Source organism: Hymenobacter psoromatis, assembly GCF_020012125.1.
In the GTDB taxonomy this organism is placed as follows: domain Bacteria; phylum Bacteroidota; class Bacteroidia; order Cytophagales; family Hymenobacteraceae; genus Hymenobacter; species Hymenobacter psoromatis.
This window is the reverse complement of record NZ_JAIFAG010000001.1, coordinates 316,803-339,778: the sequence shown is the minus strand read 5'-3', so window position 1 is coordinate 339,778 and position 22,976 is coordinate 316,803. Positions and strand designations below refer to the sequence as shown.

19 protein-coding genes are annotated in these 22,976 nt (G+C 62.8%); 8 read left to right on the top strand and 11 right to left on the bottom strand.

Translation table 11 applies throughout. From position 1 onward, the window contains the following. Positions 1–30: 30 nt before the first annotated feature. Together cysS and LC531_RS01400 are read right to left on the bottom strand one after the other, a co-directional pair. On the bottom strand, positions 31–1,539 hold the full coding sequence (gene cysS / locus LC531_RS01405) for a cysteine--tRNA ligase (RefSeq protein ID WP_223648541.1): 1,509 nt from the start codon (positions 1,537–1,539) through the stop codon (positions 31–33). Positions 1,540–1,720: 181 nt separating this feature from the next. Then, positions 1,721–2,941, bottom strand: a complete 1,221-nt coding sequence (locus tag LC531_RS01400; RefSeq protein WP_223648540.1) for an endonuclease/exonuclease/phosphatase family protein — start codon at positions 2,939–2,941, stop codon at positions 1,721–1,723. A gap of 134 nt (positions 2,942–3,075) precedes the next feature. Here LC531_RS01400 and LC531_RS01395 point away from each other — a divergent pair, with 134 nt between their 5' ends. Together LC531_RS01395 and LC531_RS01390 are read left to right on the top strand one after the other, a co-directional pair. After that, the gene (locus tag LC531_RS01395) at positions 3,076–6,771 is read left to right on the top strand and encodes a DUF7948 domain-containing protein (protein ID WP_223648539.1); all 3,696 of its coding nucleotides are present in this window, start codon (positions 3,076–3,078) and stop codon (positions 6,769–6,771) included. 109 nt (positions 6,772–6,880) lie between these two features. After that, on the top strand, positions 6,881–7,315 hold the full coding sequence (locus LC531_RS01390; protein ID WP_223648538.1) for a nucleoside deaminase: 435 nt from the start codon (positions 6,881–6,883) through the stop codon (positions 7,313–7,315). A 44-nt stretch (positions 7,316–7,359) separates the two neighbouring features. Here LC531_RS01390 and LC531_RS01385 read toward each other — a convergent pair whose 3' ends face one another. After that, positions 7,360–8,910, bottom strand: a complete 1,551-nt coding sequence (locus LC531_RS01385) for a murein hydrolase activator EnvC family protein (RefSeq protein ID WP_223648537.1) — start codon at positions 8,908–8,910, stop codon at positions 7,360–7,362. Between the two features lie 406 nt (positions 8,911–9,316). On the opposite strand from LC531_RS01385, the gene LC531_RS01380 reads away from it, so the two are divergent. Together LC531_RS01380 and LC531_RS01375 are read left to right on the top strand one after the other, a co-directional pair. Continuing rightward, positions 9,317–9,889, top strand: coding sequence for a Riean_0653 family protein (locus tag LC531_RS01380; RefSeq protein ID WP_223648536.1), 573 nt, complete (start codon positions 9,317–9,319; stop codon positions 9,887–9,889). A gap of 112 nt (positions 9,890–10,001) precedes the next feature. Further along, entirely contained in the window at positions 10,002–10,577 is a 576-nt protein-coding gene (locus LC531_RS01375) for a Riean_0653 family protein (RefSeq protein ID WP_223648535.1), read from the top strand. Positions 10,578–10,636: 59 nt separating this feature from the next. Here the strand turns inward: LC531_RS01375 and lolB1 are convergent, their stop codons facing one another. The 4 genes from lolB1 to LC531_RS01355 all read right to left on the bottom strand — a co-directional run bounded on the left by lolB1 (position 10,637) and on the right by LC531_RS01355 (position 15,498). Continuing rightward, complete coding sequence (lolB1, locus tag LC531_RS01370) at positions 10,637–11,431, bottom strand: lipoprotein insertase outer membrane protein LolB1 (protein WP_223648534.1); 795 nt, start codon at positions 11,429–11,431, stop codon at positions 10,637–10,639. Next, a complete protein-coding gene (locus LC531_RS01365; protein WP_223648533.1) occupies positions 11,424–13,241 on the bottom strand; it encodes a tetratricopeptide repeat protein in 1,818 nt (605 codons plus the stop codon). Before LC531_RS01365 ends, lolB1 begins: the two co-directional genes overlap by 8 nt. 131 nt (positions 13,242–13,372) lie before the next feature. Continuing rightward, positions 13,373–14,383 carry a sugar nucleotidyltransferase gene (locus LC531_RS01360; protein ID WP_223648532.1) on the bottom strand — a complete coding sequence of 337 codons (1,011 nt, stop codon included), beginning with the start codon at positions 14,381–14,383 and terminating at the stop codon, positions 13,373–13,375. Between the two features lie 140 nt (positions 14,384–14,523). Continuing rightward, on the bottom strand, positions 14,524–15,498 hold the full coding sequence (locus tag LC531_RS01355; RefSeq protein WP_223648531.1) for a threonine ammonia-lyase: 975 nt from the start codon (positions 15,496–15,498) through the stop codon (positions 14,524–14,526). Between the two features lie 163 nt (positions 15,499–15,661). Between LC531_RS01355 and LC531_RS01350 the strand changes: the two genes are divergently transcribed. After that, complete coding sequence (locus LC531_RS01350; RefSeq protein WP_223648530.1) at positions 15,662–16,042, top strand: hypothetical protein; 381 nt, start codon at positions 15,662–15,664, stop codon at positions 16,040–16,042. Positions 16,043–16,124: 82 nt separating this feature from the next. On the opposite strand, the gene dut is transcribed toward LC531_RS01350, so the two are convergent. The 3 genes from dut to LC531_RS01335 form a co-directional block, all read right to left on the bottom strand. After that, a complete protein-coding gene (gene dut, locus LC531_RS01345; RefSeq protein ID WP_223648529.1) occupies positions 16,125–16,562 on the bottom strand; it encodes a dUTP diphosphatase in 438 nt (145 codons plus the stop codon). Between the two features lie 66 nt (positions 16,563–16,628). Then, complete coding sequence (locus tag LC531_RS01340) at positions 16,629–18,377, bottom strand: M3 family oligoendopeptidase (protein ID WP_223648528.1); 1,749 nt, start codon at positions 18,375–18,377, stop codon at positions 16,629–16,631. 95 nt (positions 18,378–18,472) lie between these two features. Beyond that, positions 18,473–19,570 (bottom strand): ferredoxin--NADP reductase, encoded by a 1,098-nt coding sequence (locus LC531_RS01335; protein WP_223648527.1) that lies wholly within the window; start codon positions 19,568–19,570, stop codon positions 18,473–18,475. Between the two features lie 113 nt (positions 19,571–19,683). Between LC531_RS01335 and LC531_RS01330 the strand changes: the two genes are divergently transcribed. Then, positions 19,684–20,364: a peptidoglycan DD-metalloendopeptidase family protein gene (locus LC531_RS01330; RefSeq protein WP_223648526.1), complete on the top strand. Its 681-nt coding sequence runs from the start codon at positions 19,684–19,686 to the stop codon at positions 20,362–20,364. A 155-nt stretch (positions 20,365–20,519) separates the two neighbouring features. Here LC531_RS01330 and LC531_RS01325 read toward each other — a convergent pair whose 3' ends face one another. Continuing rightward, on the bottom strand, positions 20,520–21,509 hold the full coding sequence (locus tag LC531_RS01325) for a polyprenyl synthetase family protein (RefSeq protein WP_223648525.1): 990 nt from the start codon (positions 21,507–21,509) through the stop codon (positions 20,520–20,522). A gap of 58 nt (positions 21,510–21,567) precedes the next feature. Between LC531_RS01325 and LC531_RS01320 the strand changes: the two genes are divergently transcribed. Continuing rightward, on the top strand, positions 21,568–22,428 hold the full coding sequence (locus LC531_RS01320; RefSeq protein WP_223648524.1) for an alpha/beta hydrolase family protein: 861 nt from the start codon (positions 21,568–21,570) through the stop codon (positions 22,426–22,428). 45 nt (positions 22,429–22,473) lie between these two features. Continuing rightward, positions 22,474–22,965, top strand: coding sequence for a 2-amino-4-hydroxy-6-hydroxymethyldihydropteridine diphosphokinase (gene folK / locus LC531_RS01315; protein WP_223648523.1), 492 nt, complete (start codon positions 22,474–22,476; stop codon positions 22,963–22,965). The last annotated feature ends 11 nt before the right edge of the window (positions 22,966–22,976 follow it).

Here is a 22,976-nt window from a genome sequence, read left to right as displayed (position 1 = left end):
GATTAAAACGCAGATTTTCAACAAACAACGCTACTCTTCACTGTACGCCCACTCGACGCCGGTCTTGGTGTCTTTAATCACGATGCCCTGCGTTTTGAGGGCGCTCCGAATCTGGTCTACCTTATCGTAGGCTTTTTCCAACTTGGCTTCCTGGTAAAAACCCAGAGCCAGGGTCAATAATTCTTCGGCGCTGGCGCGGGGCTCGTCGCGCAAGCCCAGGATGTCCACCACAACCGTGCGGTAGGTGGCGGCGGCGGCGGCCACGGCTTCGGGGCTCACTTCGGCCAGCGCGGCGGGGGTAGCAGCCAGCGTGTTGAAGCGCTTGAGCAGGTCGAACAACGCTGCCAGTGCCCGCGGCGTATTCAAGTCATCATCCAGAAATTCGAAGGGCTTAGCAGCCAAAGCATTTAGCTGCTGGCTGTTAGCTACTAGCTTCTGCTCGTCAATTTCTGCTTCTTCACTCTTCACTTTTAATTTTTCACTATCCAGCAGCCGCAGGCCGTTCATGAGCTTACGGTAGCCCTTGCGGGCAGCTTGCAGGGCGTCGTCGCTGAGGTCGATGGGCGAGCGATACTGGGCTTGCAGGAAGAAGAAGCGCAGCGTCATGGGCGAGTAGGCTTGCGAGAGCGCGTCGCTGCTACCCTGAAAGAACTCGTTGAGGGTGATGAAGTTGCCCAGCGACTTGCTCATCTTCTGGCCGTTCACGGTCAGCATATTATTGTGCAGCCAGAAGCGCGCGCCGGTGCCGGGCGTGGCACTGGCCTCGTTCTGCGCGATTTCGCATTCGTGATGCGGAAACATCAAATCCAGCCCGCCGCCGTGAATGTCGAACTCCGCCCCGAGGTACTTGCGGCTCATGGCCGAGCACTCCAGGTGCCAGCCGGGGAAGCCCTCGCCCCAGGGCGAAGGCCAGCGCATGAGGTGCTCGGGGGCCGCGCTTTTCCAGAGTGCGAAGTCGGTAGGGGCGCGCTTTTCCGCCTGCCCGGCCAGCTCGGCGCGGGTATTGGCCAATAATTCCTCCACCACCCGGCCCGAGAGGCGGCCATACTCGCCGCCCTCGGCGTTGTATTTCGGCACGTCGAAATATACCGAGCCGTTGACCTCATAGGCCAGGCCGCGCTGAATAATTTCCTCAATCAAAGCGATTTGCTCCGTGATGTGGCCGCTAGCCTGGGGCTCAATATCGGGGGGTAGGCAGCCCAGGGCGGCCATCGCCTGGCGGTAGCGCACGGTGTAGTGCTGGGCCACCTGCATGGGCTCCAGCTTTTGGGCGCGGGCGGCGCGGGCCAGCTTGTCTTCGCCCTCGTCGCCGTCGCCCACCAGGTGGCCCACGTCGGTGATATTGCGCACGTAGCGCACCTGAAAGCCCCGGTAGCGCAAATAGCGCGTGAGCACGTCAAACACAATGGGCCCGCGGGCGTTACCCAGGTGGGCATCGTTATACACAGTGGGCCCGCAGAGGTAGAGGCCCACTAGCGGCGGGTGCAGGGGCGCGAAAGATTCCTTTTTACGGGTCAGCGTGTTGTAAAGCGTCAGCATTTTTTCAAGTATCAGTCATCAATTATCAGGTATCAGGCTGGCTGATGGGTGATAAGCGGGCGGGGCCGGTAGGCAAAGGTCCGGCAAAGTTGGGCAAGTAGCGCGAAGTAGCGTGGACGCTGTGAGTCCGCGCGTGAGAACATTGTTCAATGCTACCATGCGCAGACTCGCAGCGTCCACGCTACTTCAATTGATACAGCCCTTCCACCGGAAAATGGTCAGAGTACGGAATCTCCTCATAAATGCGGCAGGCCAGCACTCGCCAGCGCGGGCCGGCAAATTGCTGGTCGATGCGCAACAGGGGGGGTAGGCGGCCGTGGTAGGTGTTGCCGGGCCCGCAGCCCACCGTGGCCCAGGCGTTTTGGAGTGGGCCGGCCAGGGCGTTGTAGGCGTAGGAATAGGGCAGGTCGTTGAGGTCGCCGGCCAGCAGCACGGGATAGGGCGAGCGGGCGATGTGGGCCAGCAGCGTATCGGCCTGCCAGGCGCGGGCGGCCGCGCCGCGCACGAAGCGCCCCAGCAGGCCCCTACCCTTGCGCTCCAGACCGGCCCGGCTGGAGCCGGCCGTCACAATGTCTTTTTCATCGAGGCTCATACTTTGAAGGTGGGCGTTGAAGACGCGCACCGTATCGTGCGGGCCGGGGCCGGCCACGTCCACCCACATGGCGTGGTTCTGGCTGAGCCGACCGAAGGCGATTTCACCCCGCCCCACGATAGGCAGCCGCGAGAAAATTGCCAACCCAAACTCGGCCCCGATGCTGTTGGTCAGGCTTTTAGAAACAAATACCTGCCGGCCGGCCTCTACCCCCAGCTTATCGGCCACCCGAAACAGGTTGCCGTCGGCCGCGCTGCCGGCGGGCTCCTGGTAAAATTCCTGGAGGCACAGCACGTCGGCGGGACTAGCCGCCAGCCAAGCCATAAACCGGGCCGGCGCAGCCGGGTCGGCCCGCCGCAGGTGCGCGTACACGTTGAAAATGCGCACGTTAGCGGAGAGCAGGCGGAGCGTTTGGATTGCTGGTTCCTGGTTACTGATTGCTGGTTTTTGGCGGTTGGCTGCCGGCGGTTGGTTGGTGCCGACCGGTAGTTGATTGTTACTTGTTACTTGCTGACTACTACTTGATAATAGATACTTATTAACTGATAACTGACCAAAGTGCAGGGGTAAGCCGCGCTGTACCTGAGGCCAGGCCAGGGCCAGGGCAGCCAGCGGCAGCAGCGCAATGCGGCGCTTTCGCAGCGCCCAGAACAGCGCTACTACAGCCGTGAGGGCCAGCCACAACGGCACCGTGAGGGCCAGCAACGGGGCCAGCGCCAGCTGCCCGCCCGGTACCCGCTCGGCCAGCGTGCTCAGCAGCAGGCCCAGCAGCACCAACCAGGTAAAACGATACGAAAACAAGCGACCCACGGCAGCCCGGCGGCGCGCCAACTGGCCCCCGGCCCCGCAAAACTACGGCCGCCCGCCCCGGCCGCGGCCGCCGGGTTGCGGCGCGGGCCGCCCCGGCTTAGCTTTACCAAAGTATTGTCCTGGTTCTGGCTTTTATGAAAATAATCTTTTACACTATCTGTTGCCTGCTCACGCTGCGCACCCAGGGTCAGCACCTGCCGGCGGGCCACCCCGCCGCCCCGCTGGGCCTTCCCGAAGCCCCGCCCAGCCTGGAGTTTGTTTCCAATAAAGGCCAGTGGCCCAGCGCCGTGCGCTACGCGGCAGCCGTGCCGGGCGGCCACCTGTGCCTGGAGCCGGGCGGCCTGCGCTACGTATTTATTGAGCCCATTGAGCACCCGCACATGGGGCCCGCCAACCACGCCCCGGCCGGCGCGCAAGCTAGCCGCGCGGCCCAGCCGGCGGCCGTGGCCCCGGCCCCCCTACCCCCCCCTACCGGCGCGGAGGCCGCCGCGCCCGTGCGCGGCCACCAGCTGCGAGTGCGCTTCGTGGGGGCCGATGAGGCTACCCCCCTGCTACCCGACCAACCCACCGGCGAGGTGCGCAACTACCTGCACGGCAACGACCCCGCCCAGTGGGCCCGCGCCGTGCCCGGCTACCGGCAGGTGCGCTACCAAGCACCCTGGCCGGGGGTAGCCGCCCGCTTTTATGAGAACGCGACCCAGCACTTGGAGTACGATTTTGAGGTGGCGGCCGGGGCCAATGCCGGGCGGGTGCAGCTGCGCTACGAGGGCGCTACCGGTCTCACCCTCAGCGGGGATGGCCTGCTGCACGTAGGCACATCGGTGGGCGAGCTAACGGAGCTGGCCCCGCACGCTTACCAGCTCGACCCGGCCACCGGGGCGCGCCAAGCGGTGGCCTGCCGCTACCGCCTGGCGGCGGCCGAGGGGCGGGTATCATTCGAGCTGGGGGCCTACGACCACGGCCGGCCGCTGGTGATTGACCCCACGGTGCTGTTCTCGACTTACTCCGGGGCGCGGGGTAGCAACTGGGGCTTCACGGCGACCTACGACGCGGCGGGCAACCTGTACTCGGGCGGCATTGTGCTGGATGATATGCTGGCCGTGGTGAGCTTTCCGAACACGACGGGTGCGTTTCAGACCACGTTTGGTGGGCTGATTGACATCGCGCTTATTAAGTATAACCCGGCCGTGAATGGCGCGGCTTCGCGGGTGTGGGCGACGTACCTGGGCGGCAACCGGGCCGATTTTCCGAGCAGTCTGGTGGTGAACGCGCAGAATGAGTTGCTGGTGCTGGGCAGCACGGCTTCCACCAATTTTCCGACCACCGACGGGGCGTTGCAGCGTGGCTTCGCGGGGGGAATTCCAGTGCAGCCTTTCGGCTATACACAACAGGATTTCTATACGGTTCCGGGCACCGACCTCGTGATTTCGCGCCTGAGCGCCGACGGTAGCTCACTGCGGGCCTCGACCTACCTGGGCGGCAGCGGCAACGACGGCATGGCGGCCTACGACCCCACTTCCAGCACCCGGCAGTTGCCCCAGAACTACGGCGACGCATTGCGCGGCGACATCCTGACCGATGCCCAGGGCAACGTGTACGTGGCCTCGGTGAGCGGCTCTGTCAATTTTCCGGTGACGAGCGGCAGCTTCGGCCCTAGTTCCCGTGGCGGCACCTGCGACGCGGTGGTGGTGAAGCTGCCGCCCGCGCTGGACCGCCTCACCTGGAGCGGCTACCTGGGCGGTACCGCCGCCGATGCCGCCTACTCGGTGCAGCTGGGCGCGGGCGGCGCGGTGTACGTGGCGGGCGGCACGCTCAGCAAAAACATGCCGGGCACAGTGGGCGGCTACCAGCCCAGCAACCAGGGCAGCGTGGATGGCTTCGTAGCCCGTATCGCGGCCGATGGCCACACCGTGGAGCGCGCTACCTACTTGGGAACCAGCGACTACGACCAGGCTTTTTTTGTGCAGCTAGGCTCCGATGGTGGAGTATACGTGCTGGGCCAGTCGCTGGGCGCGTGGCCGGTATCGGCGGGCGTGTACAGCAATGCGGGCAGCCGGCAGTTTATTCAAAAGCTGAGCTCCGATTTGGATAAGTCCTTAATCAGCACGGTGTTCGGCAGTGGGCGCGCTACGCTCGACATCTCGCCCACGGCCTTTTTGGTGGACCAGTGCGACCGGGTGTACGCCTGCGGCTGGGGTGGAGCGGTTAACCAGAATGTTTACGCCTACCGGGGCTTTAATGACCGCAACGGCTCGACCGACGGGATGCCCACCACCCCCAACGCCGTGCGCACCACGCCCGATACGCCCGGCTTCGGCTCCGATTTCTACCTGGCGCAGTTTGCGCCCGGTCTCACGGGCCTGAGCTACGCCACCTACTACGGTGACCCTACCCCCTATTCGGAGGGCGACCACGTGGACGGCGGCACCTCGCGCTTCGACCCGCGGGGCATCGTGTACGCGGCCGCCTGCTCGTGCTTTAACCATAACGGCTTTCCGGTGCCGCAAGGCGCGTTTTCGTTCTCCACCGTCAATGGCTCGAAGCCCATTCCGGGCTACGACGCACTCTGCAACAACGCGGCTTTCAAGCTGAATTTTGAACCTACCGTGGCTTCGGTGGGCCCCAGCCAGGCGCTGTGCGCCACCTCGCCCCCGCTGAAGCTGGGCGGCACGCCGGCCGGCGGCATTTGGGCCGGGCCGGGCGTATCGGGCTCGGTGGCAACGGGATTTCTCTTCACCCCTACCCTGGCCCTGGCTGGCAGCCAAGTGCTCACCTACACCGTGCCGGGGGCCACGCTGGCCTGCACCGCCACCGCCCAGCTGACCATAACGGTGGGTACCCAGCAGCAGGCCGTGGCCGCCGCCCTACCCACCGTGTGCGCCAACAACGGCCCGGTGCCGCTCACCGGCGGCTCGCCAGCGGGCGGTGTCTGGACCGGGCCGGGCGTGAGCAGCCCCGGCGCGGGCACCTACGTATTTACCCCTACCCCCGCCCTAGCCGGCTCCCAGGTGCTCACCTACACCCTGCCCGCGAGCCTGGCGTGCGGCACCCCCGGTAGCCAGGCCCGCGCCACCATTGAGGTGCTAGGCATTGCTACGCTGGCCGTAGCCCCCGACACGGTGCTTTGCCCCGGCAGCGCGCAGGCATTTCGGCTGCGGGCCACGCCGGCGGGCGGCACCTGGAGCGGACCGGGCGTGACGGCGGCGGGCCTATTTACACCGCCCGCCACGCCCGGCACGGCGGTACTCACTTACACTGTGAACGCGGGCACCGCCTGCCCGGTGGTGGCCACGCGCCGCGTGACGCTGCTGGCCGCGCCGGTGCTGGCCCCGGCGCTGGTAGCGGGCCCCTGCGTGCCCAGCGCGGTAGCCCCGGTGGTAGTACACTTTCGCCAGGATGCCGCCACCCTACCCCCCGACGCGGTGCTGACCTGGAGCTTCGGCGACGATAGTACGGCCGTGACCACGGGCCTCGACGTGACGCACACCTACCTCAAAGCCGGCACCTACCGGCCGCGCGTACGGCTGAACTTCAACCTGGGCCGCTGCGGGCAAGCGCTGGCCCTACCCCCGGTGGAAGTACAGGCGATGTTGATTCCTAACGTTTTCACCCCCAATGGCGACGGGCAGAACGACCGTTTCGCACCGCGCCTGGGCGGCTGCCCGCCCCGCTTGCAGGTATTTTCGCGCTGGGGCCAGCTGGTGTACGAAAACGCCGCCTACCAAAACATCTGGGACGCCGCGGGCGTGGCCGTTGGCGTTTACTACTACCTGCTCTCCCCGCCCGACGGCGCGGCCCCGATGAAGGGCTGGGTAGAGGTGGTGAGGTAAGTGGGTGATTTTACGTTTGTCCTTGCCGCGCTCCACTTCGTTGCGCTTGCAAGGACAAACGATTAATAATCAGCAAAAAACAACAATCAATCCCCAATAATTAAAAAATATGGACTATTTCATGCAGGCCGCCATTGACGAGGCGCGGCAGGGCCGCCGCGAGGGCGGCATTCCGATTGGCTCGGTGCTGCGGCGCGGCGAACAGATAGTGAGCCGGGGCCACAACCGGCGCGTGCAAGCGCAAGACCCCATCGCCCACGGCGAAATGGATGCCCTGCGCAACGCCGGTCGCCAGCGCACCTACCGCGACACCGTGCTCTACACCACCCTGATGCCCTGCTACATGTGCGCCGGCACTATCGTGCAGTTCAAAATTCCGAAAATAGTGGTGGGCGAGGCCCAGACCTTCGGCGAGTCGCTGGACTTTCTGCAAGCCCACGGCGTGGAGGTCGAAATCCTGAATTCGCCTGAGTGCGTGGAAATGATGCGCGAGTTTATCGCAGCCGAGCCGGCGCTGTGGAACGAGGATATTATGGAGCTGTAATAATAGTTTGTCCTTGCGAGCGCAGCGCGGCAAGGACAAATGGCTTACTTCCTCCCTAGCCAACTCTCCGGGTTGAGATTAGCCGAGTTGCGCCACACTTGGAACTGCACTTGCGAGGTGCCATCGGTGTCGAGCGCGGCCGTGCCGATGGCCTCGCGGGCGCTCACCTGCTGGCCCTCGTGCACGGTCACGCCGTGCAGCTTGGCATACACGGTGAAGTACTCGCCGTGCTGAATCATGACGATGGTGTTCATGCCCGGTACCTGAGCCACGGTCAGCACCCGGCCCGCGAATACGGCTCGCACCGCCTCACCCTCGTTGGTCTGAATGTCCACGCCCCGGTTATCGACCATAACGTGGCGCAGCACCGGGTGCGGGTGCCGCCCGAAGTGCTGGGCCACGAAGCCGCGGGCCACCGGCCAGGGCAACCGCCCCCGGTTGCCGGCAAAGTTGGACGAGAGCACGGCCGTTTCGGGCGTGAGGGCCACCCGACTGGCACGGCGGTCGGCGCGGGTTTCTTCGGGCGCGTCGCTTTCGGGGCTGGCGGTATCGTCGTCCTCTCTGGCGGCTGGCGGCGGGTTGTTGGCGGCTGGCCTTTCGCTGGCGCGGCGGGCAGCGGCGGCCGAGCGGGCGGCGCGGCGAGCCGCGGCGAGGCGGGCAGCCCGTGCGGCGCGGGCTATTTCCTCGCGCACGCGCTGGGCAATCAGCTCATCGAGGCGGGCCACGGCCTGCTGGCGCTGGGCCAGCTCCTGGCGCAGGCCCTGCTCCTGCTGGCTGAGCTGCTGCACCACCTCATCCTGCTCTACTTTGAGGCCTTGCAGGTTACGGCTTTCTACCAACTGGGTAGTGAGCAGGCTTTTTTGCTGTTTCCGTTGCTTGGTAAGGCCGTTCAACTCCTGGCCCAACTGCTGCTGGGTGCCCACGATGCGCCGGGCCTGCTGCTGGCGCTCCTCGGTGTACTGGCGCACGTAGCGCAGCCGCCGCACAAACTGGTTGAACGACTCCGAGGCGAACAAAAATAGCAGCTGGTTGTAGCCGCTGCTCGTTTTGGAGGCCAGGTACAGCAGCCGGCCGTACTCGGCCTTGAGGCGAGCCAGCTGCTCCTGGGTGCTCAGCACCTGCCGCACGGTTTGGTGCACGTTGGTTTCGATGCCGTGCAGCTGAGTCGAGATGTGCTGAATCTGGCCCTGCTTCACCGTCAGCTTCTCCTTGATGACGTTGAGCTGACCCAGCGTAGCCTGCTTTTTCTGGGTGGTCTGGGTCAATACCTTCCCAGCCTCCTGAATGCGGGCCAGGTTGGCCTGCCGCTCGCCCTCCAGCTGCGCCTTGCTCTTGCCGTGCGGGCGGGGGGTAGGGCGCGCCGACTTGTGCGCGACCCGCGACGGCTTAGCCGCGCGGGATGTTTTGGCCGCATGGCCCGCTTTCCTGGCCGGGCGATGCTGCGCCAGCGCCGGCCCCGCCAGCAGCCCCAGCAGCAGCCAGACCAGCCCCACGCGCCGCAGCAGAAAAGACAGAAAAAAGGTTACCACCAAAGACAGGATGCAGCGGGCAAGCCGCCGCCCCGCAAAATAACGCACGAATGCGGGGTAGACCATTGAACGACGCTCTGGCAAGGCCGTCAACCAACGGTTTTGCCGGTGGCTCGCCGCTCCCTTTTTACGGTAGACCCAACGTCCTTCAGCAGCGACCCGTCTTTCGGCCTCAGTGGGTTGCCAGAGCTATATTTTAGGTTTTCCACGGCCAAGGAAATCCGGTTTCTACTATCAGGTCCAGCACATTTAGGGTTGCGCTGGCTAAGAAGCCATTCCTACGTTTGCCGCTGCCAGTCATCTACCCGGCCGGGCATACTACGTGGCCTTTACTGCTTGGCTACCAGCCCGTGGCAACCGAGCCACTAAAATCAGCTGCGATTGAGGACATAAAAATTAAATACCTGGAATCAGTAGGAATTTTATTTTATTTTTTATACATTTCTTAAACTTTCAATCGCTCCCCTCAGCCATGCGCTTATTCCCTACCCCCCTGCTGCTAGCCGCCCTGCTGGGCCTGAGCCAGTGCAAGCATAAAAGTCCCGACCCTACCCCGCCGCCGCCGCCCGACCCGCTCACTGTCCTACCGCCCGAAACCCAGACCGGGGCCGGCACCTTTGGCTGCCTTATTAATGGCAAAGCTTTTACAGCTCCTTTCACAACATCTGCGCGAGGGGATTGGCAATCTACTATTCGTTTCGTTATAGGTAGCGACACAAACTTAAACGGACAATCAGCAGCAGAAAAGCTTACTGCACATATTATTTTAGAAGGGCAGTTGCAGAATAATCAAACGTTTGCACTTATTCCTTCCGCTAATCCACATACAATTTTCTCACCAGGCTATAATCAGTTTACAGGAGATGCAGTCGGTAAGATACAATGCTACTATTCTGGCAATTTCATTAAAACGGGTCAAGTAGAGCTAGTAAAATTCGACGGGGTAGCGCGCATTGTGGCGGGCAGCTTTGCCTTTACGCTATACGAGCCGGGTGGCTGCGATACGTTGCGCGTCACCAACGGGCGCTTTGATGTCAGGTTCTGATTCCCTTTCTCTTTTCACCCTTTTTATCTCCTCTTTTTTGAGCTTATGAATTACTAGCTACTTTTTTGTTTCATCTCAATCTATTTCGCCAACTCTGACATTCTTTTTTGCCATGCGCTTATTCCCTACCCCCCTGCTGCTGGCCGCCCTGCTGGGCCTAAGCCAGTGCAAGCATAAAAGTCCCGACCCAACCCCGCCGCCGCCGCCCGACCCGCTCGCCACCCTGCCGCCCGAAACCCAGACCGGAGCCGGCACTTTTGGCTGCTTGGTTGATGGAAAGCCTTATACTATAACAAACGCAATATCTACTTCTGGTGAGTGGATATTACCTACTAGACTATCTGTGGGTGCCAGCCTCTACCCAAATGGCGATAGAAGTGGTGATTTCCGCTCGATTACGATGGTACTGAATGGGCAATTATTAGCTCCACCCACGTTCATGTTTGCTATAGTACCTGCCACTAATCCTTCGATGGCCTTTACTACTGGGTCTAATCAATTTTATACATTTTCTGGTGGGCCTAGTTGTATATATGACGGTAATTTCATTAAAACGGGCCAAGTAGAATTGGTCAAGTTTGATGGGGTAGCGCGCATTGCGGCGGGTCGCTTTGCCTTTACGCTGTATGAGCCGGGTGGCTGCAATACGTTGCGCGTCACCAACGGGCGCTTTGACGTTAAGTTTTAATTCTTTATATCAGAGCAAGTTAACTCAAATAAAATTCGCACTAGTCCACAAGCCCTACCCTACTTCTTAATCTTGGTCTGCTTGGTATACCCCTTCGGCACGCTGAACGGGAAATCCAGATGGCCGGAGCCGACTTCTACTTTCTGGTAATTGAGGGTGGCCGAGGTGCTGGCTACCCCCTCCTGCTGGCCCAGCACGGTGGTGGTGAAGGCGAAGGGCAACTCCGTGCCAGTGGGCTTCTGGAAGTCGGAATAGCCCACGGTGAGGCTGCGCTTGGCGGCGGTTTCGCTCACTTTCAGCTGCTGAAGGCGGCCGTCGCCGCCGCTCACCAGCTGCTCCAGAATGAGGGCGGCCACTGGGTAGGTGACCGACTGGTTCTCACCTTCCTTTTTTACTATGGGCAGCGCGCCCTTAGGGGCTTCCTGGTAGTCGCCGAGCAGGATGTCCTGCATCTGCTGGTAGGTCACGGGCACCTTCAGCAGCTGGCTGAGGTAGGCATAGTCGCCGGCGAAGTACTCTTTCTTGAGGCGATTCACCACCCGCACCGAGTCGGGCGTGAGCAGGGCCCTTACCCCCTCAAAACCCAGCAACGAGCCCGAGAGCCAGATGGCCGAATCGCGCCGCACGCGCAGAGCAAAGTTGGCCGATTGCTCCGCGTCTTTAGTTTTGAGATGCACTTTGCCGCGGCCGCTCAGGTACTGAAAGTTGGTATTGGTGGCCTTCACGCCCGACGGCGTGGCAAGGGTGGCCGCCGCGGTAGAGGTGCCAGCCGTGAGCGAGCCCGACTTGGTGGAAACGGCGCGGTGGCAGCCCGCCAGGGCTAGCCCGGCCAGAAGCAGCGCAGATTTATTCATACAATTTTTGGTCTTTGAGTTTGCGGTCGAGCAGCGGCGAGGCCCCGGCCCCGGCTTTGCGGGCCCGCTGCCAGGCCGCTACGGCCCCGGCGTGGTCGCCGAGCTGCCACAGTACGTCGCCATAGTGCTCCAGGATACTTGCGTCCTTGCTGGTCTTGGCAGCTTTTTCCAGACTTGGGCGCGCGCCGGCGTAGTCTTTCTGCTTGTAGAGCACCCAGGCGTAGGTATCGAGGTAGGTATCGTTGTCGGGAAATTTAGCCACCGTGCGGCCCGCCATCTCCTTAGCCTTGTCGAGCTTTTCGCCCCGTAGGCTCAGGTAGTAGCTGTAGTTATTGAGCACGCCGTAGTTGTTGGGGTCAGCGGTGAGGGCCGCGTCGTAGGCGGCATCCGACTTGGCATACTCTTTCAATTCCTGGTAGGCATCGCCGAGCTGCGCGTCGAACTGGCTTTGCTGCTCCAGGTTGCCGGCGGCCAGGCGGCGGCCGTGCTCCAGGGCCTGCACGGCCTGCTGGGGCTGCTTGTTGAGCAGGCGCCCTACCCCATTGTAAAACCACAGCGGGGCCTGGTTGGGAAATAATTCGAGGGCCCGGTCGCTGTGCACGAGCAGCGAGTCGGTCTGGCTCAGCTCGGCATCGAGTAGCACCACCTGCTGCCAGGTTTGAAACTTCGACTTATCAAATTGCAGGGCTTTGAGGTAGGTGTTGCGGGCTTCCTTTTTGTGGCCGGTTTGCAGTTGCACGTCGGCGGCCACGTTGTAGGCCTTGGCCTCGCGGGGATGGTTGCGGATGGTCGCAATGGCCAGGTCGTGGGCGAGAGGCGCGATTTTGGGGTCGGGCAGCTGCTTGAGGTAGCCCACCAGAATACGCACCTCCTGGTCCACGTCGAGCGCCGGGCTGTCGAAGGCCAGGCGCAGCTGCTTTTCTACCTCAGCGGGCTGGTTTTGCTGGCGATACACGTCGGCCAGTATCAGGCGGGCCTGGGGGTTGCCGGGGTCGAGGTGCAACGCCTGCTCGGCCACCCGAATGGCATCGGACAGGCGGTTATTGGCGGCATACATCTCGGCCTGGGCCAGCACGAAGCGCGGCTCGCTGGGGTTGGCCGCAATAAGGGTTTCGCCCTCCTTAAGCGCCAACGGCAGGTTGTTCTGGCGCAGGTATATCTGCTGCTTTTTAAAGGCAATCTCGTCGAGGCTGCCGAACTGCTGCTGGGCTTTGTCGAGGGTCGCCAGGGCTTCGGGCAGCTTGTTTTGGGCCAGGTACAGGTCGGCAAGCTGGAAGAGGTAGGAGCCCGAGTTGGGCACCTGCTGCACCAGGCTGGCGTAGGTGGCGGTGGCGGCCTCGTACTGCTTCTGGCTGGCCTGCGTCTGGGCCAGCAGCAGATAGTAATACGGGTTTTTCGCGTCGAGCTTCACGGCGGCCTCGGCGTAGCCGGTGGCATCGCGCAGGTTACCGCTCAGCAAGTTAGCCTCGGCCAGCTTGTAATTAACGGCCGCGTTGTCGGGCATCAGGGTGTAGGCTTTCAGCAGCCGCTCCAGAGCCTTGGGGTAGTCTTCCAAGATGACATACTTCACACCGTCGGTGTAGAGCGCTTCGCTCAGCTCGCGCTCTTTGGGCGAAAGCGGTGGGCGGGCGGCCACCTTTTTAGCTTCGATTTCCACGCGCTGGGCCAGCTCGCGCCGCTCCTTACGCGTGAGCTTGGCGGGGGTCACTTCGGGGGGCGTCCTACCCTCCATGCCCGGCTCAATGCCCTGCGCCCAGCCGGGCCCAGCCAGGGCCCCTACCATTAGCAAACTACCAATAAATGAGCGCATAAGTATAAATCGCATAACGTCACTAACTAATCAACCTACTCTACCCGCGAATGTACGGAGCCGCCGCACGAAAACGGCGCGGCCCCCACCGGGAGCCGCGCCGCTCAGTAACGCGCCAGCACGTCAACTTATCACACGCGCAGGGTATTAAAATCACCCACGCTCAGGTCGGCGGGCTTGCCCGTCACGCTGGCGCTGTTGCCAATCATGGAATTGGCCACGTTGGCGTGGCGCACGGTGGCCTCGCTTTGCACGATGGAGTTGGCCAGGCGCGAGTCTTCGACTACCGCCTTGGCGCTCAGCGACACGTGCGGGCCCACTACCGAATTAGTAATCACTGCGTTTTCGCCAATGTAGACCGGCTCGATAATTACCGAGTTGGTGATTTTGGCCGAGTCGGCTACCAGCTTTTCACCACGCTCCTTCAGGTATTCGAGGTAGCGCTGGTTGGTATGCACGGTCGCATCCTTGTTGCCGCAGTCGAGCCACTCCGTGACCTGGCCGGGCACGAAGACAGTGCCCTTGTTTTTCATGTTTTCCAAGGCGTTGGTGAGCTGGTACTCGCCCTTGTCTTTGATGTCGTTGTCGAGCAGGTATTGCAGCTCGCGTTTCAAATATTCGCCATCCTGGAAGTAATAGATACCAATAATGGCCAGGTCCGAGACGAAGGTTTCGGGCTTCTCCACGAACTCCGTAATCTGGCCCTGCTCGTTGAGCTTCACCACGCCGAAGGGCCGGGGGTCGTCCACTTTCTGCACCCAAATAGTACCGGGCACCGAGCTATCGAGCTTGAAATCAGCCTTAAATAGCGTATCGGCGAAGGCCACTACCAGCGGGCCGTGCAGCGAATCCTGGGCGCACAAAATGGCGTGGGCGGTGCCCAGCGCCTCGTCCTGGTAGTAGATGCTGCACTTGGCCCCCACCGATTCGGCGATGGCTTTCAGGCTTTTTTCCACGGCGGCCCCGAAGCGGCCAATGATGAAGGCAACCTCATCCACCGGCTCGTTGCAGACGCGCACAATGTCTTCGACCAGGCGCTGCACAATGGGTTTGCCGGCAATTGGAATCAGGGGTTTGGGTACGGTGAGCGTATGCGGGCGCATCCGCTTACCCATGCCCGCCATCGGGACGATGATTTTCATATGTGAAATTGGGTGGAAGGTGTTTTCTTTTCAGAAAGTACTTAATGTAGTCTTACTCTCTTTAGGCCGAATCGGTTGGCTGGTCTGGTCGGGCAAAGATGCAATTGAACTTCGCCCCATCCCTACCCCGGCTTAAATTTTTAGGTGGCTAACAACTCCGCCAGCGTGGCCGGGTCGGCGTTGCCGCCCGTGAGCACGAGTACCGTGTGCTGGCTGGGGGGTAGGGCAGCGCGGTGGCGCAGCAGCGCGGCCAGCGGCAGGGCGGCGGTAGGCTCCACTACCAGGCGGGCTTCCAGGAGTAGGCGGCGGGCGGCGGCGCGCAGCTCGGCCTCGCTCACGGTCACGATGTCGTCGGCGTACTGGCGTAGGTGAGCCAGCGTCAGCTCGCTCACGGCCAGGGTACGCACGCCGTCGGCCAGCGTGCGGTTGGTGTCGGCGGCGGGCCACTCCACTACCCGGCCGCTGCGCCACGATGCCTGGGCATCGGCGGCCAGCTCGGGCTCCACGCCGATAATTTTCACGCTGGGCTTCAGCAGCTTGAGGGCGGCGGCTACCCCGCCCAGCAGGCCGCCGCCGCCCACGGGCGTCAGCACCAAGTCCACGGCCGGCAGGTCCTCGAATATTTCCAGGCCCACGGTGCCCTGGCCGGCTATCACGTAAGCATCGTCGAAGGGCGGCACCAGCACGGGCGGCGCGGCGGCCCCGGCCAGCAGGCGAGCGGCCACGGCCTCGCGCTTTTCGTGGGCCGGGTCGTAGAGCACCACTTCGGCCCCTAGGGCGCGGGTAGCGTCAATTTTGACCCGTGGCGCGTTGGTGGGCATCACGATGGTGGCGCGCAGGCCCAGCTGCCGCGCCGCGAAGGCCACGCCCTGCGCGTGGTTGCCGCTGCTGTAGGCCAGCACGCCGCGCGCCCGCTCGGCCGCGGTGAGGGCCATGAGGCGGTTGCCGGCCCCGCGAATCTTGAACGAGCCGATGAGTTGCAGGCTTTCAGGCTTCAGGTACACCTGCTCGCCGCCCAGCTCGGGCAGGTCGAAGGGCAGCAGGGGCGTGCGCCGGGCCAGGCCGCGCAGCCGCTGCTGCGCCTGGTGCAGGTCAGCGAGGGTAATAAGATTCATTGTAGCAAGCTGAAGCTGGTCGTTGTAGGGAGGCCGGGGGGTAGGGACGACTCTGCCCCTACCCCCGGCCGCAAAGGTGCTACCGCTTCTGCTTAAACGCGCCGTGCGCCATAACCGCCCGCCGGCCAACCGCGTTAGGGGAGTGGCATCTTACTTTTGCGTCATGAACTTTATCTCCGAAATCGAATCCAGCGTTCAGGCCCTGTACGCCACCGTCAATAACGGCTTTGTGCAAGACCCCGCCACGGGCCAGCAGCAAGTGAGCCACTGGCACGAGCTGCTAAGTGGCAGCGACAACGCGGCCGTGCGCCTCGTTGTCGCCGAACTCGACCTGCTCAACGGCCACATTCAGCGCAACGACCCCGGCGCAATGGGCGCATCGTTCCAAAAGCTGGCCGACCTCACCGCTCGCGCCGCCCTACCTATCCACAGCTTCGAAGGCACCGGCGACAAAATTCGTGAGCTGAGCCAGAAGCTTAACACTGCCGGCGGCAATCTGCAAATTATCGCCCGCCAGCGCGCCGCCGGCACGGTAGCGCATTAATCTAGAGATTAGCGTTTAGGGATTAGGGTTGTGCTACTTACTCGTTGAACGACACTAATCACTAAACGTTAATCACTACTCTTTATAAGCCCGTGCTTCCGTAGCCGCCGGTGCCGCGGGCGGTTTCGGTGAGGGTCTCGGCGGGCTGCCACGCAATGGTTTCGTGACGGGCCACTACCAGCTGGGCAATGCGCTCGCCGTCGCGCACGGTAAACTCCTCGTTGGAAAGGTTGACTAGCAGCACACTAATCTCGCCCCGGTAGTCGGCATCGATGGTACCGGGACTATTCACGATGCCGATGCCGTGCTTATAAGCCAAGCCGCTGCGTGGGCGCACCTGCGCCTCGTAGCCGGGGGGTAGGGCCAGGCTAAGGCCGGTAGGAACCAGCGCCCGTTCCAGCGGCCCTAATTGCACAGAGCCGCCCGGCAAATTGGCCCGCAAGTCGAGGCCGGCGGCGTGCGCAGTTTGGTATTCCGGCAGCGGGTGCCGGGAGGAATTGAGAACGGGAATGGTGAGCATAAGTGGTAATAAAGGTCATTGTCCTTGCGAGCGCAGCGCGGCAAGGACAATAACCTTTTGTTGAAACTACAAGCTGGCCATTTCCTCGCGCACAAAGTCGGCTAACTGCCGCAGGTACTCGGTGCTGAAGTCGAAGCGAATACCAGCGGCTGCGTACACTTCACCGATGGGCACGGTGTAGCCCAGGGCCAGCGCCCGCTGGTAGCCAGCCAGCGCGGCGGCGGGGTCTTGCCGGAAATTGCGCCACACGGCGATGGCCCCGAGCTGCGCCATCGCGTACTCGACATAGTAAAACGGCACCTCGTAGAGGTGCAGCTGCTTTTGCCAGAGGGTAGGGCGAAACTGCTCCAGGCCACTCCAGCTCACGCTGCGCTGGTTGAACTCCGCAAAAATCTCGGTCCACCGCTGGTGGCGCTCGGCTTCGGTATGGGCCGGGTGCTCGTATACCCAATGCTGAAACTTATCGATGGTGGCTACCCAGGGGAAGGTTTCGAGCACGCCTTCAAGATGCGTTTTCTTGGCCCGGCGCAGGTTGGCGGGGTCTTCAAAATACACGTCCCAATGGTCCATGCTCATCAGCTCCATGCTCATCGAAGCCAGCTCGGCCACCTCGCTCGGCGGGTGCTTGTCAGCGGAGAGGGGTAGGCGGCGGGTGAGAAACGAGTGCACGGCGTGGCCGCCCTCGTGCACCATCGTCACCACATCGCGCAACGACGAGGTGGCATTCATAAAAATAAATGGCACGCCGGTTTCGTCCAGCGGGTAATTATAGCCGCCGGGGGCTTTGCCCTTGCGGCTTTCCAGGTCGAGGTGGCCCATTTGGCGCATCGTGCGCAGGCAATCGCCCAGGAAAGGGTCGAGGCGCTCAAACACGGTCACGGTTTTTTCGAGCAGCTCGGCCCCGGTCTGGAACGGGTGTAGCGGCGGCTGGCCGCTGGGGTCCACGTCGAGGTCCCAGGGCCGGAGCGTTAGCAGCTGCAAGTCGCGGCGGCGCGCCTCGTCAAACTCACTGATGAGCGGTACCACCGTGGCCGCGATGGCCGCGTGGAAGTCAAAGCAGTCTTCGGTAGTATAGTCGAAGCGGCCCAGCGCGGCAAACATGTAGTCGCGGAAGTTAGCGAAGCCCGCGTTCAGCGCCACCTGGTGGCGCAGGCCCACTAGCTCGGTAAAGAGGTGGTCCAGCGGCTGGCTATCGCGCAGGCGGCGGTCCTGAATGGCGCGCCAGGCTTGTTCGCGCACCGGCCGGCTCAGGCTCTTGAGGCGGTCGGCGGCGCGGGGCAGCGTCAGCTCCTCGCCGTCGAGGGTCACGGTCATGGCTCCCGCGGTGGCGGCGTACTGCTGCTGCTTGGTCGAAATCTCGGTTTTGAGGGTAATATTTTCCTCCCGGTAAATCTCCGAAGCCCGGCGCACCGAGCGTAGAAATACGCCGTAGCGCGCCTGGCTCAGCGCGGGCAGGTGGGGGCTGGCGAGCAGCTTTTCGTTGAGGGCATGGTCGTAGGGCGCGATGCGGGGCTCTACCTCCTGCACAAAAAACTGAAACGCCTCGGCCCGGCCCTCGTCCTGGGTGTCGCAGGTCATGCGGATGTAGCGCCAAGCCAGGTCCTCGCTGAGCACCGATTCCAGCTCCGAGCGGTCGAGCAGCCAGCGTTCCAGCGTACCCGCATCAGCCACAGCACGGTGCTCTAATTCCTGAAAAAAAGGCTCCAACGCCGCCCAGTCGGTCACCTCAAATTCCTCGGGCAGGTAGTGGCGGGGCGGGCGGGCGGTGTCGGTGGCCAGCGAAGCAGCTGGAATGTCAAGCTCAGAAATCACCATAATAAGCAAATTACGTAACTAGAGACAAGCAGTCCGAATAATTTGTTAGGAAGTTATTTAACCCGCGCTTTATTACTTATAATCAGCGCTGATTATCAGCCAATTTCAATTACCACGTCGGCCGTCAGCGGGTGGGCCACGCAGGTCAGAATATAGCCTTTAGCCAGTTCGGCATCAGACAGCCCCTCGCGCTCGTCGAGGTGCACCTTGCCGCTGAGGCACTTGCCGCGGCAGGCCGTGCACACGCCGGCTTGGCACGAATAGGGCAGGTCGATATCCTGGTCCAGCGCCGCGTCGAGAATGGTCGTTTTGGCGGGCACTACCAGCTTGTATTCGCTCCCTTCGTACTGAATGGTAACGGTGCGCTCGGTCACGGGGCCGTCGTTGGGGCCAGCCAGCGAGTCACCGTGCGCGTCGCCGGCCTCGGCCGCATCGGCGGCAGCCACGAAGCTCTCGCGGCGGATGCGACTGGCGGGCACTTGCAGCAATTCCAGGGCGGCCTGGGCCTCGGCCATCAGGCCCTCGGGGCCGCAGAAGTAGTACTCCGCCTGCGGGGCCGGAAACTGGTGACGCTGCTCCAGCACGCGCAAAATAGTGGTGCGGTTGAGGCGGCCGGTGTGCTGGTGCGGGCTAGTAGGGTGCAGCGGCTGGCTATACACGTGCTCCACTTGCAGGCGGCCCCAGCTGCTAGCTTCGAGCTGCGCCAGCTGGTCTTTAAAAATAACCGAGTTCTCGTTACGGTTGCCATAAATAAGCAGCACGTGGCTCTGTGGCTCCTTGGCCAGCACGGCCTTGAGCATACTCATGAGCGGCGTGATGCCCGAGCCGGCCCCGATAAGCACCAGCGAGCGCGCCGCCTTGGGGCTGGGCTGCACCACAAAGTTGCCGAGGGGGGGTAGGGCTTCGTACTGCTGCCCTACCCGCACGTTATCAAGTAGATAATTACTGACCAGACCGTTCGTCACGCGCTTCACGGTCACGGACAGGCGGGGGGCATCGGCAGAGGTGCTGCTGAGCGAGTAGGCGCGGCGCTCGGGCCGGCCACCAGCCGTGCCGCAGGGCACGAGCAGGGTCAGAAACTGGCCAGGCTGACTGGGAACAGTCTGGCCATCAGGCCGCTGCAAGTGAATGGTAACGGTATCCGGGGTTTCCGGGGTGAGGGCAACGACGGTGAGCGTCAGATACGACGACATAGGGCAACGATAAGTAAGCGGACAAATTTACGGCGGGCGTGGCGGGTGAAGTTTACGTAACCGGTTTGGAGGGGGGTAGGGTTTTAGCCTGCCGGCCCTAGCTTCGCCCGCCGATGGCTTCCCTACCCCCCCTACTGGCCCGGCACCGGCCCACTTTCGCCCCCATTCTACCCTCCTGCTCACTGGCCGGCCCCGGCGTGGCTCGCCTCGATTTTACCGCCGCCAACCCGCGCCTCAGCCACCCCGAGCGCCTGCGCGACACAGCCGTTTTTGATGCGCTGGTGCGCGATATGCTCACCGAGCAGCAAGCCACCATTGGCATCGGCGGCTATCTCGAAAACCGCGTCATCTACCGCCGCAGCCCGCACTTTGACGACGTGACCGCGCCGCGCTCGCTGCACCTGGGCGTCGACGTGTGGGTGCCGGCCGGCACGCCCGTGGCTACCCCGCTGCCCGCCGTGGTGCATAGCCTGGCCGATAATACTAATTTCGGCGACTACGGCCCGACCGTCATCTTACAGCATGATTTGGAAGGCGTTACCTTCTTTAGCCTCTACGGCCACCTCACCCGCACCGACCTGCCGGGGCTGGCCGCCGGGCAGGCGCTGGCCGCCGGGCAGGTATTTGCCCACGTCGGCCCCTACCCCGAAAACGGCGACTGGCCGCCGCACCTGCACTGCCAGCTCATCGCCGATATGCAGGGCCGATGGGGCGATTTTCCGGGGGTAGCCCCGGCCAGCGAGCGGGATTATTGGGCGGAGCTGTGCCCAGACGCGATGCTGATTCTTGGATAAAATCGTCTGTCCTTGCGCGCATGTTGCGCATCAAACAAGGACGCGGCAATCGTACTCGAACGACACCCGCATTGCTTGTTCTGCTACCATTTGGATGCGATTGCTTCGTCCTTGCTTGATGCGCAACATGCGCGCAAGGACAGACGAAGCGGAGGCTACTTCTCTCTTTCTATGGTGTAGTTAATCAACATTTCCAGCGAGTTGCGCGCCTCCGATGCTGGGAATTCGCGCAGGATTACCAGGGCCTCGTCGCGGTAGCGCTCCATCGTCTGGATGGCGTAGGTGAGGCCGCCCGACTGCTTCACGAAGTCGATGACCTGCTGCACGCGGTCGCGGTGGCCGGCGTTATTTTTCACGTTGTAGATAACGCGGCGCTTATCAAGCCAGCTGGCCTGCTGCAAGGCGTAGATGAGGGGTAGGGTCATCTTTTTTTCCTTGATGTCGATGCCCACCGGCTTGCCGATTTCGGCCGTGCCGTAGTCAAAAAGGTCGTCTTTTATTTGAAACGCCATGCCCACTTTCTCGCCAAAGAGCCGGGCGCGCTCGATGGTGGCCTTGTCGGCACCAGCCGCCGCCGCGCCCACGGCCGTGCAGGAGGCGATGAGCGAGGCCGTTTTTTGGCGAATAATGTCGAAATAAACCTCTTCCGTAATGTCGAGGCGGCGGGCTTTCTCAATTTGCAGTAGCTCGCCTTCGCTCAGCTCTTTCACAGCGTTGCTCACAATTTTGAGCAGGTCAAAGTCGTCGTTTTCGAGGGATAATAAGAGGCCACGGCTCAAGAGATAGTCGCCTACGAGCACGGCTATCTTATTCTTCCAGAGCGCGTTGATGGAAAAAAAGCCCCGGCGGTAGTTACTCTCGTCCACCACGTCGTCGTGCACCAGGGTGGCGGTGTGCAGCAGCTCGATGAGGGCCGCGCCGCGGGAAACGGCTTCGGGCAGCGGGGCGGTGGGGTCGGCGGCGGTGGCGCGGGCGGTCAGGAACACGAACATGGGCCGCACCTGCTTGCCCTTGCGGCGCACGATGTAGCCCATTATCTTGTCGAGCAGCAACACCTTGGTTCGCATCGACTGCCGAAATTTTACTTCAAACTCGGCCATTTCGACCGCGATGGGAGCCTGAATCTGGTCGAGCGGATTTGCCATGCGGAGGCAATATTACGGCCAGCAGCGCGGATTACGCCGTCTGCGCTACCTTCGCCCCATGCTCCGTACCGTCGAGTTCACGCTAGTTGGCCGCGCCCACGGCCGCCCTTTTGCCGCCGATGCCACCTACCAGTCCACCGGGCAGCCGCAGCCTATTATCGTGTTCGTGCACGGCTTTAAGGGGTTCAAGGATTGGGGCCATTTTGGGCTGCTGGCCCGGTTTTTTGCCGAAAAAGGCTTCGTATTCATCAAGCTCAACCTCTCGCATAATGGTGTGGTGGTGGGTGGTACCGGCGATTTGGAAGACCTGGAAGCCTTCGGCCAGAATAACTTCAGCCTGGAGCTGGACGACCTGGGCCAGCTGCTGGACGCGCTGCACACACCGGGGGCTACCCCCCTGCCCGCCGCTGGCCTCGACCTGCGCCGCCTCTACCTGGTGGGCCACAGCCGCGGTGGCGCGCTCGTGCTGCTCAAGGCTGCCGAAGACCCGCGCGTGGCGGCCGTGGCTACCTGGGCCGCCGTGGCCGACCTGCACCCCCGCTGGCCCGCCGACGTGGTGGCGCAATGGCAGCGCGAGGGCGTACTCTACGTGCCCAACGCCCGCACCGGCCAGCAAATGCCGCTGTACTACCAGCTGGCCGAAAATTTCTTCGCCCACCGGGCCCGGCTCGATTTGCCGGCCCTGGTGCCGGGCCTGCGCCAGCCGCTGCTGCTCATTCACGGCGACGAGGACGAGACGGTGCCGCTGGCGGCCGTGTACCAACTGCACGCCGGCCAGCCCGCTGCCGAAGTGCTAGTGGTGCCGGGGGCGGGCCACATGTTTGGCGGCGCGCACCCGTGGGCCGGCCCGGCCCTACCCCCCCCGGCGCAGCTCATCGCCGAGCGCACCTCCGCTTTCTTCGAAGAAATGTGGAATTAGCTTTGAAGCGAAGGAAATTCCTCATTCCAAATACTAAATTTCCACTTGACTACTCTGGCTTACCTGCTGCTGGGCAGCAATCTGGGCGACCGCGCCGCCCGCCTGGCGCGAGCCCGCACCGACCTGGCCGGCGCGGCCGGGCATGTGGTAGCCGCCTCGGCCCTCTATGAAACCGCCGCCTGGGGCGTGGAGGACCAGCCCGATTTTCTAAACCAGGTAGTGGCCCTCGAAACCTCGCTGGATGCCCCGGCCCTACTGGCGGCCTGCCAGGCCGCCGAGCTGCGGCAGGGCCGCGAGCGGCGCGTGCGCTGGGGAGCCCGCACCCTGGACGTGGACGTGCTGCTTTTTGGGTCGGAAATAATCACTATCCCCACGCTCACCGTGCCGCACCCGGCACTGCCCTTTCGACGCTTTGCCCTCGTGCCGCTAGCCGAGCTGGCTCCGCAGCTGGTGCACCCGCAGCTGAGCCGCACCGTGGCCGAGCTGCTGGCGGAGTGCCCGGACGAGCTGAAGGTCAATAAGATGGAAGGTAGTTAGCTAGGCCAGCT

Excerpts from the sequence above, each read along its gene's own strand:
- cysS (WP_223648541.1), bottom strand. The coding sequence starts at position 1,539 with ATGCTGACGCTTTACAACACGCTGACCCGTAAAAAGGAATCTTTCGCG.
- LC531_RS01395 (WP_223648539.1), top strand. The coding sequence starts at position 3,076 with ATGAAAATAATCTTTTACACTATCTGTTGCCTGCTCACGCTGCGCACC.
- LC531_RS01390 (WP_223648538.1), top strand. The coding sequence starts at position 6,881 with ATGGACTATTTCATGCAGGCCGCCATTGACGAGGCGCGGCAGGGCCGC.
- LC531_RS01385 (WP_223648537.1), bottom strand. The coding sequence starts at position 8,910 with ATGGTCTACCCCGCATTCGTGCGTTATTTTGCGGGGCGGCGGCTTGCC.
- LC531_RS01380 (WP_223648536.1), top strand. The coding sequence starts at position 9,317 with ATGCGCTTATTCCCTACCCCCCTGCTGCTAGCCGCCCTGCTGGGCCTG.
- LC531_RS01375 (WP_223648535.1), top strand. The coding sequence starts at position 10,002 with ATGCGCTTATTCCCTACCCCCCTGCTGCTGGCCGCCCTGCTGGGCCTA.
- lolB1 (WP_223648534.1), bottom strand. The coding sequence starts at position 11,431 with ATGAATAAATCTGCGCTGCTTCTGGCCGGGCTAGCCCTGGCGGGCTGC.
- LC531_RS01365 (WP_223648533.1), bottom strand. The coding sequence starts at position 13,241 with ATGCGCTCATTTATTGGTAGTTTGCTAATGGTAGGGGCCCTGGCTGGG.
- LC531_RS01360 (WP_223648532.1), bottom strand. The coding sequence starts at position 14,383 with ATGAAAATCATCGTCCCGATGGCGGGCATGGGTAAGCGGATGCGCCCG.
- LC531_RS01355 (WP_223648531.1), bottom strand. The coding sequence starts at position 15,498 with ATGAATCTTATTACCCTCGCTGACCTGCACCAGGCGCAGCAGCGGCTG.
- LC531_RS01350 (WP_223648530.1), top strand. The coding sequence starts at position 15,662 with ATGAACTTTATCTCCGAAATCGAATCCAGCGTTCAGGCCCTGTACGCC.
- dut (WP_223648529.1), bottom strand. The coding sequence starts at position 16,562 with ATGCTCACCATTCCCGTTCTCAATTCCTCCCGGCACCCGCTGCCGGAA.
- LC531_RS01340 (WP_223648528.1), bottom strand. The coding sequence starts at position 18,377 with ATGGTGATTTCTGAGCTTGACATTCCAGCTGCTTCGCTGGCCACCGAC.
- LC531_RS01335 (WP_223648527.1), bottom strand. The coding sequence starts at position 19,570 with ATGTCGTCGTATCTGACGCTCACCGTCGTTGCCCTCACCCCGGAAACC.
- LC531_RS01330 (WP_223648526.1), top strand. The coding sequence starts at position 19,684 with ATGGCTTCCCTACCCCCCCTACTGGCCCGGCACCGGCCCACTTTCGCC.
- LC531_RS01325 (WP_223648525.1), bottom strand. The coding sequence starts at position 21,509 with ATGGCAAATCCGCTCGACCAGATTCAGGCTCCCATCGCGGTCGAAATG.
- LC531_RS01320 (WP_223648524.1), top strand. The coding sequence starts at position 21,568 with ATGCTCCGTACCGTCGAGTTCACGCTAGTTGGCCGCGCCCACGGCCGC.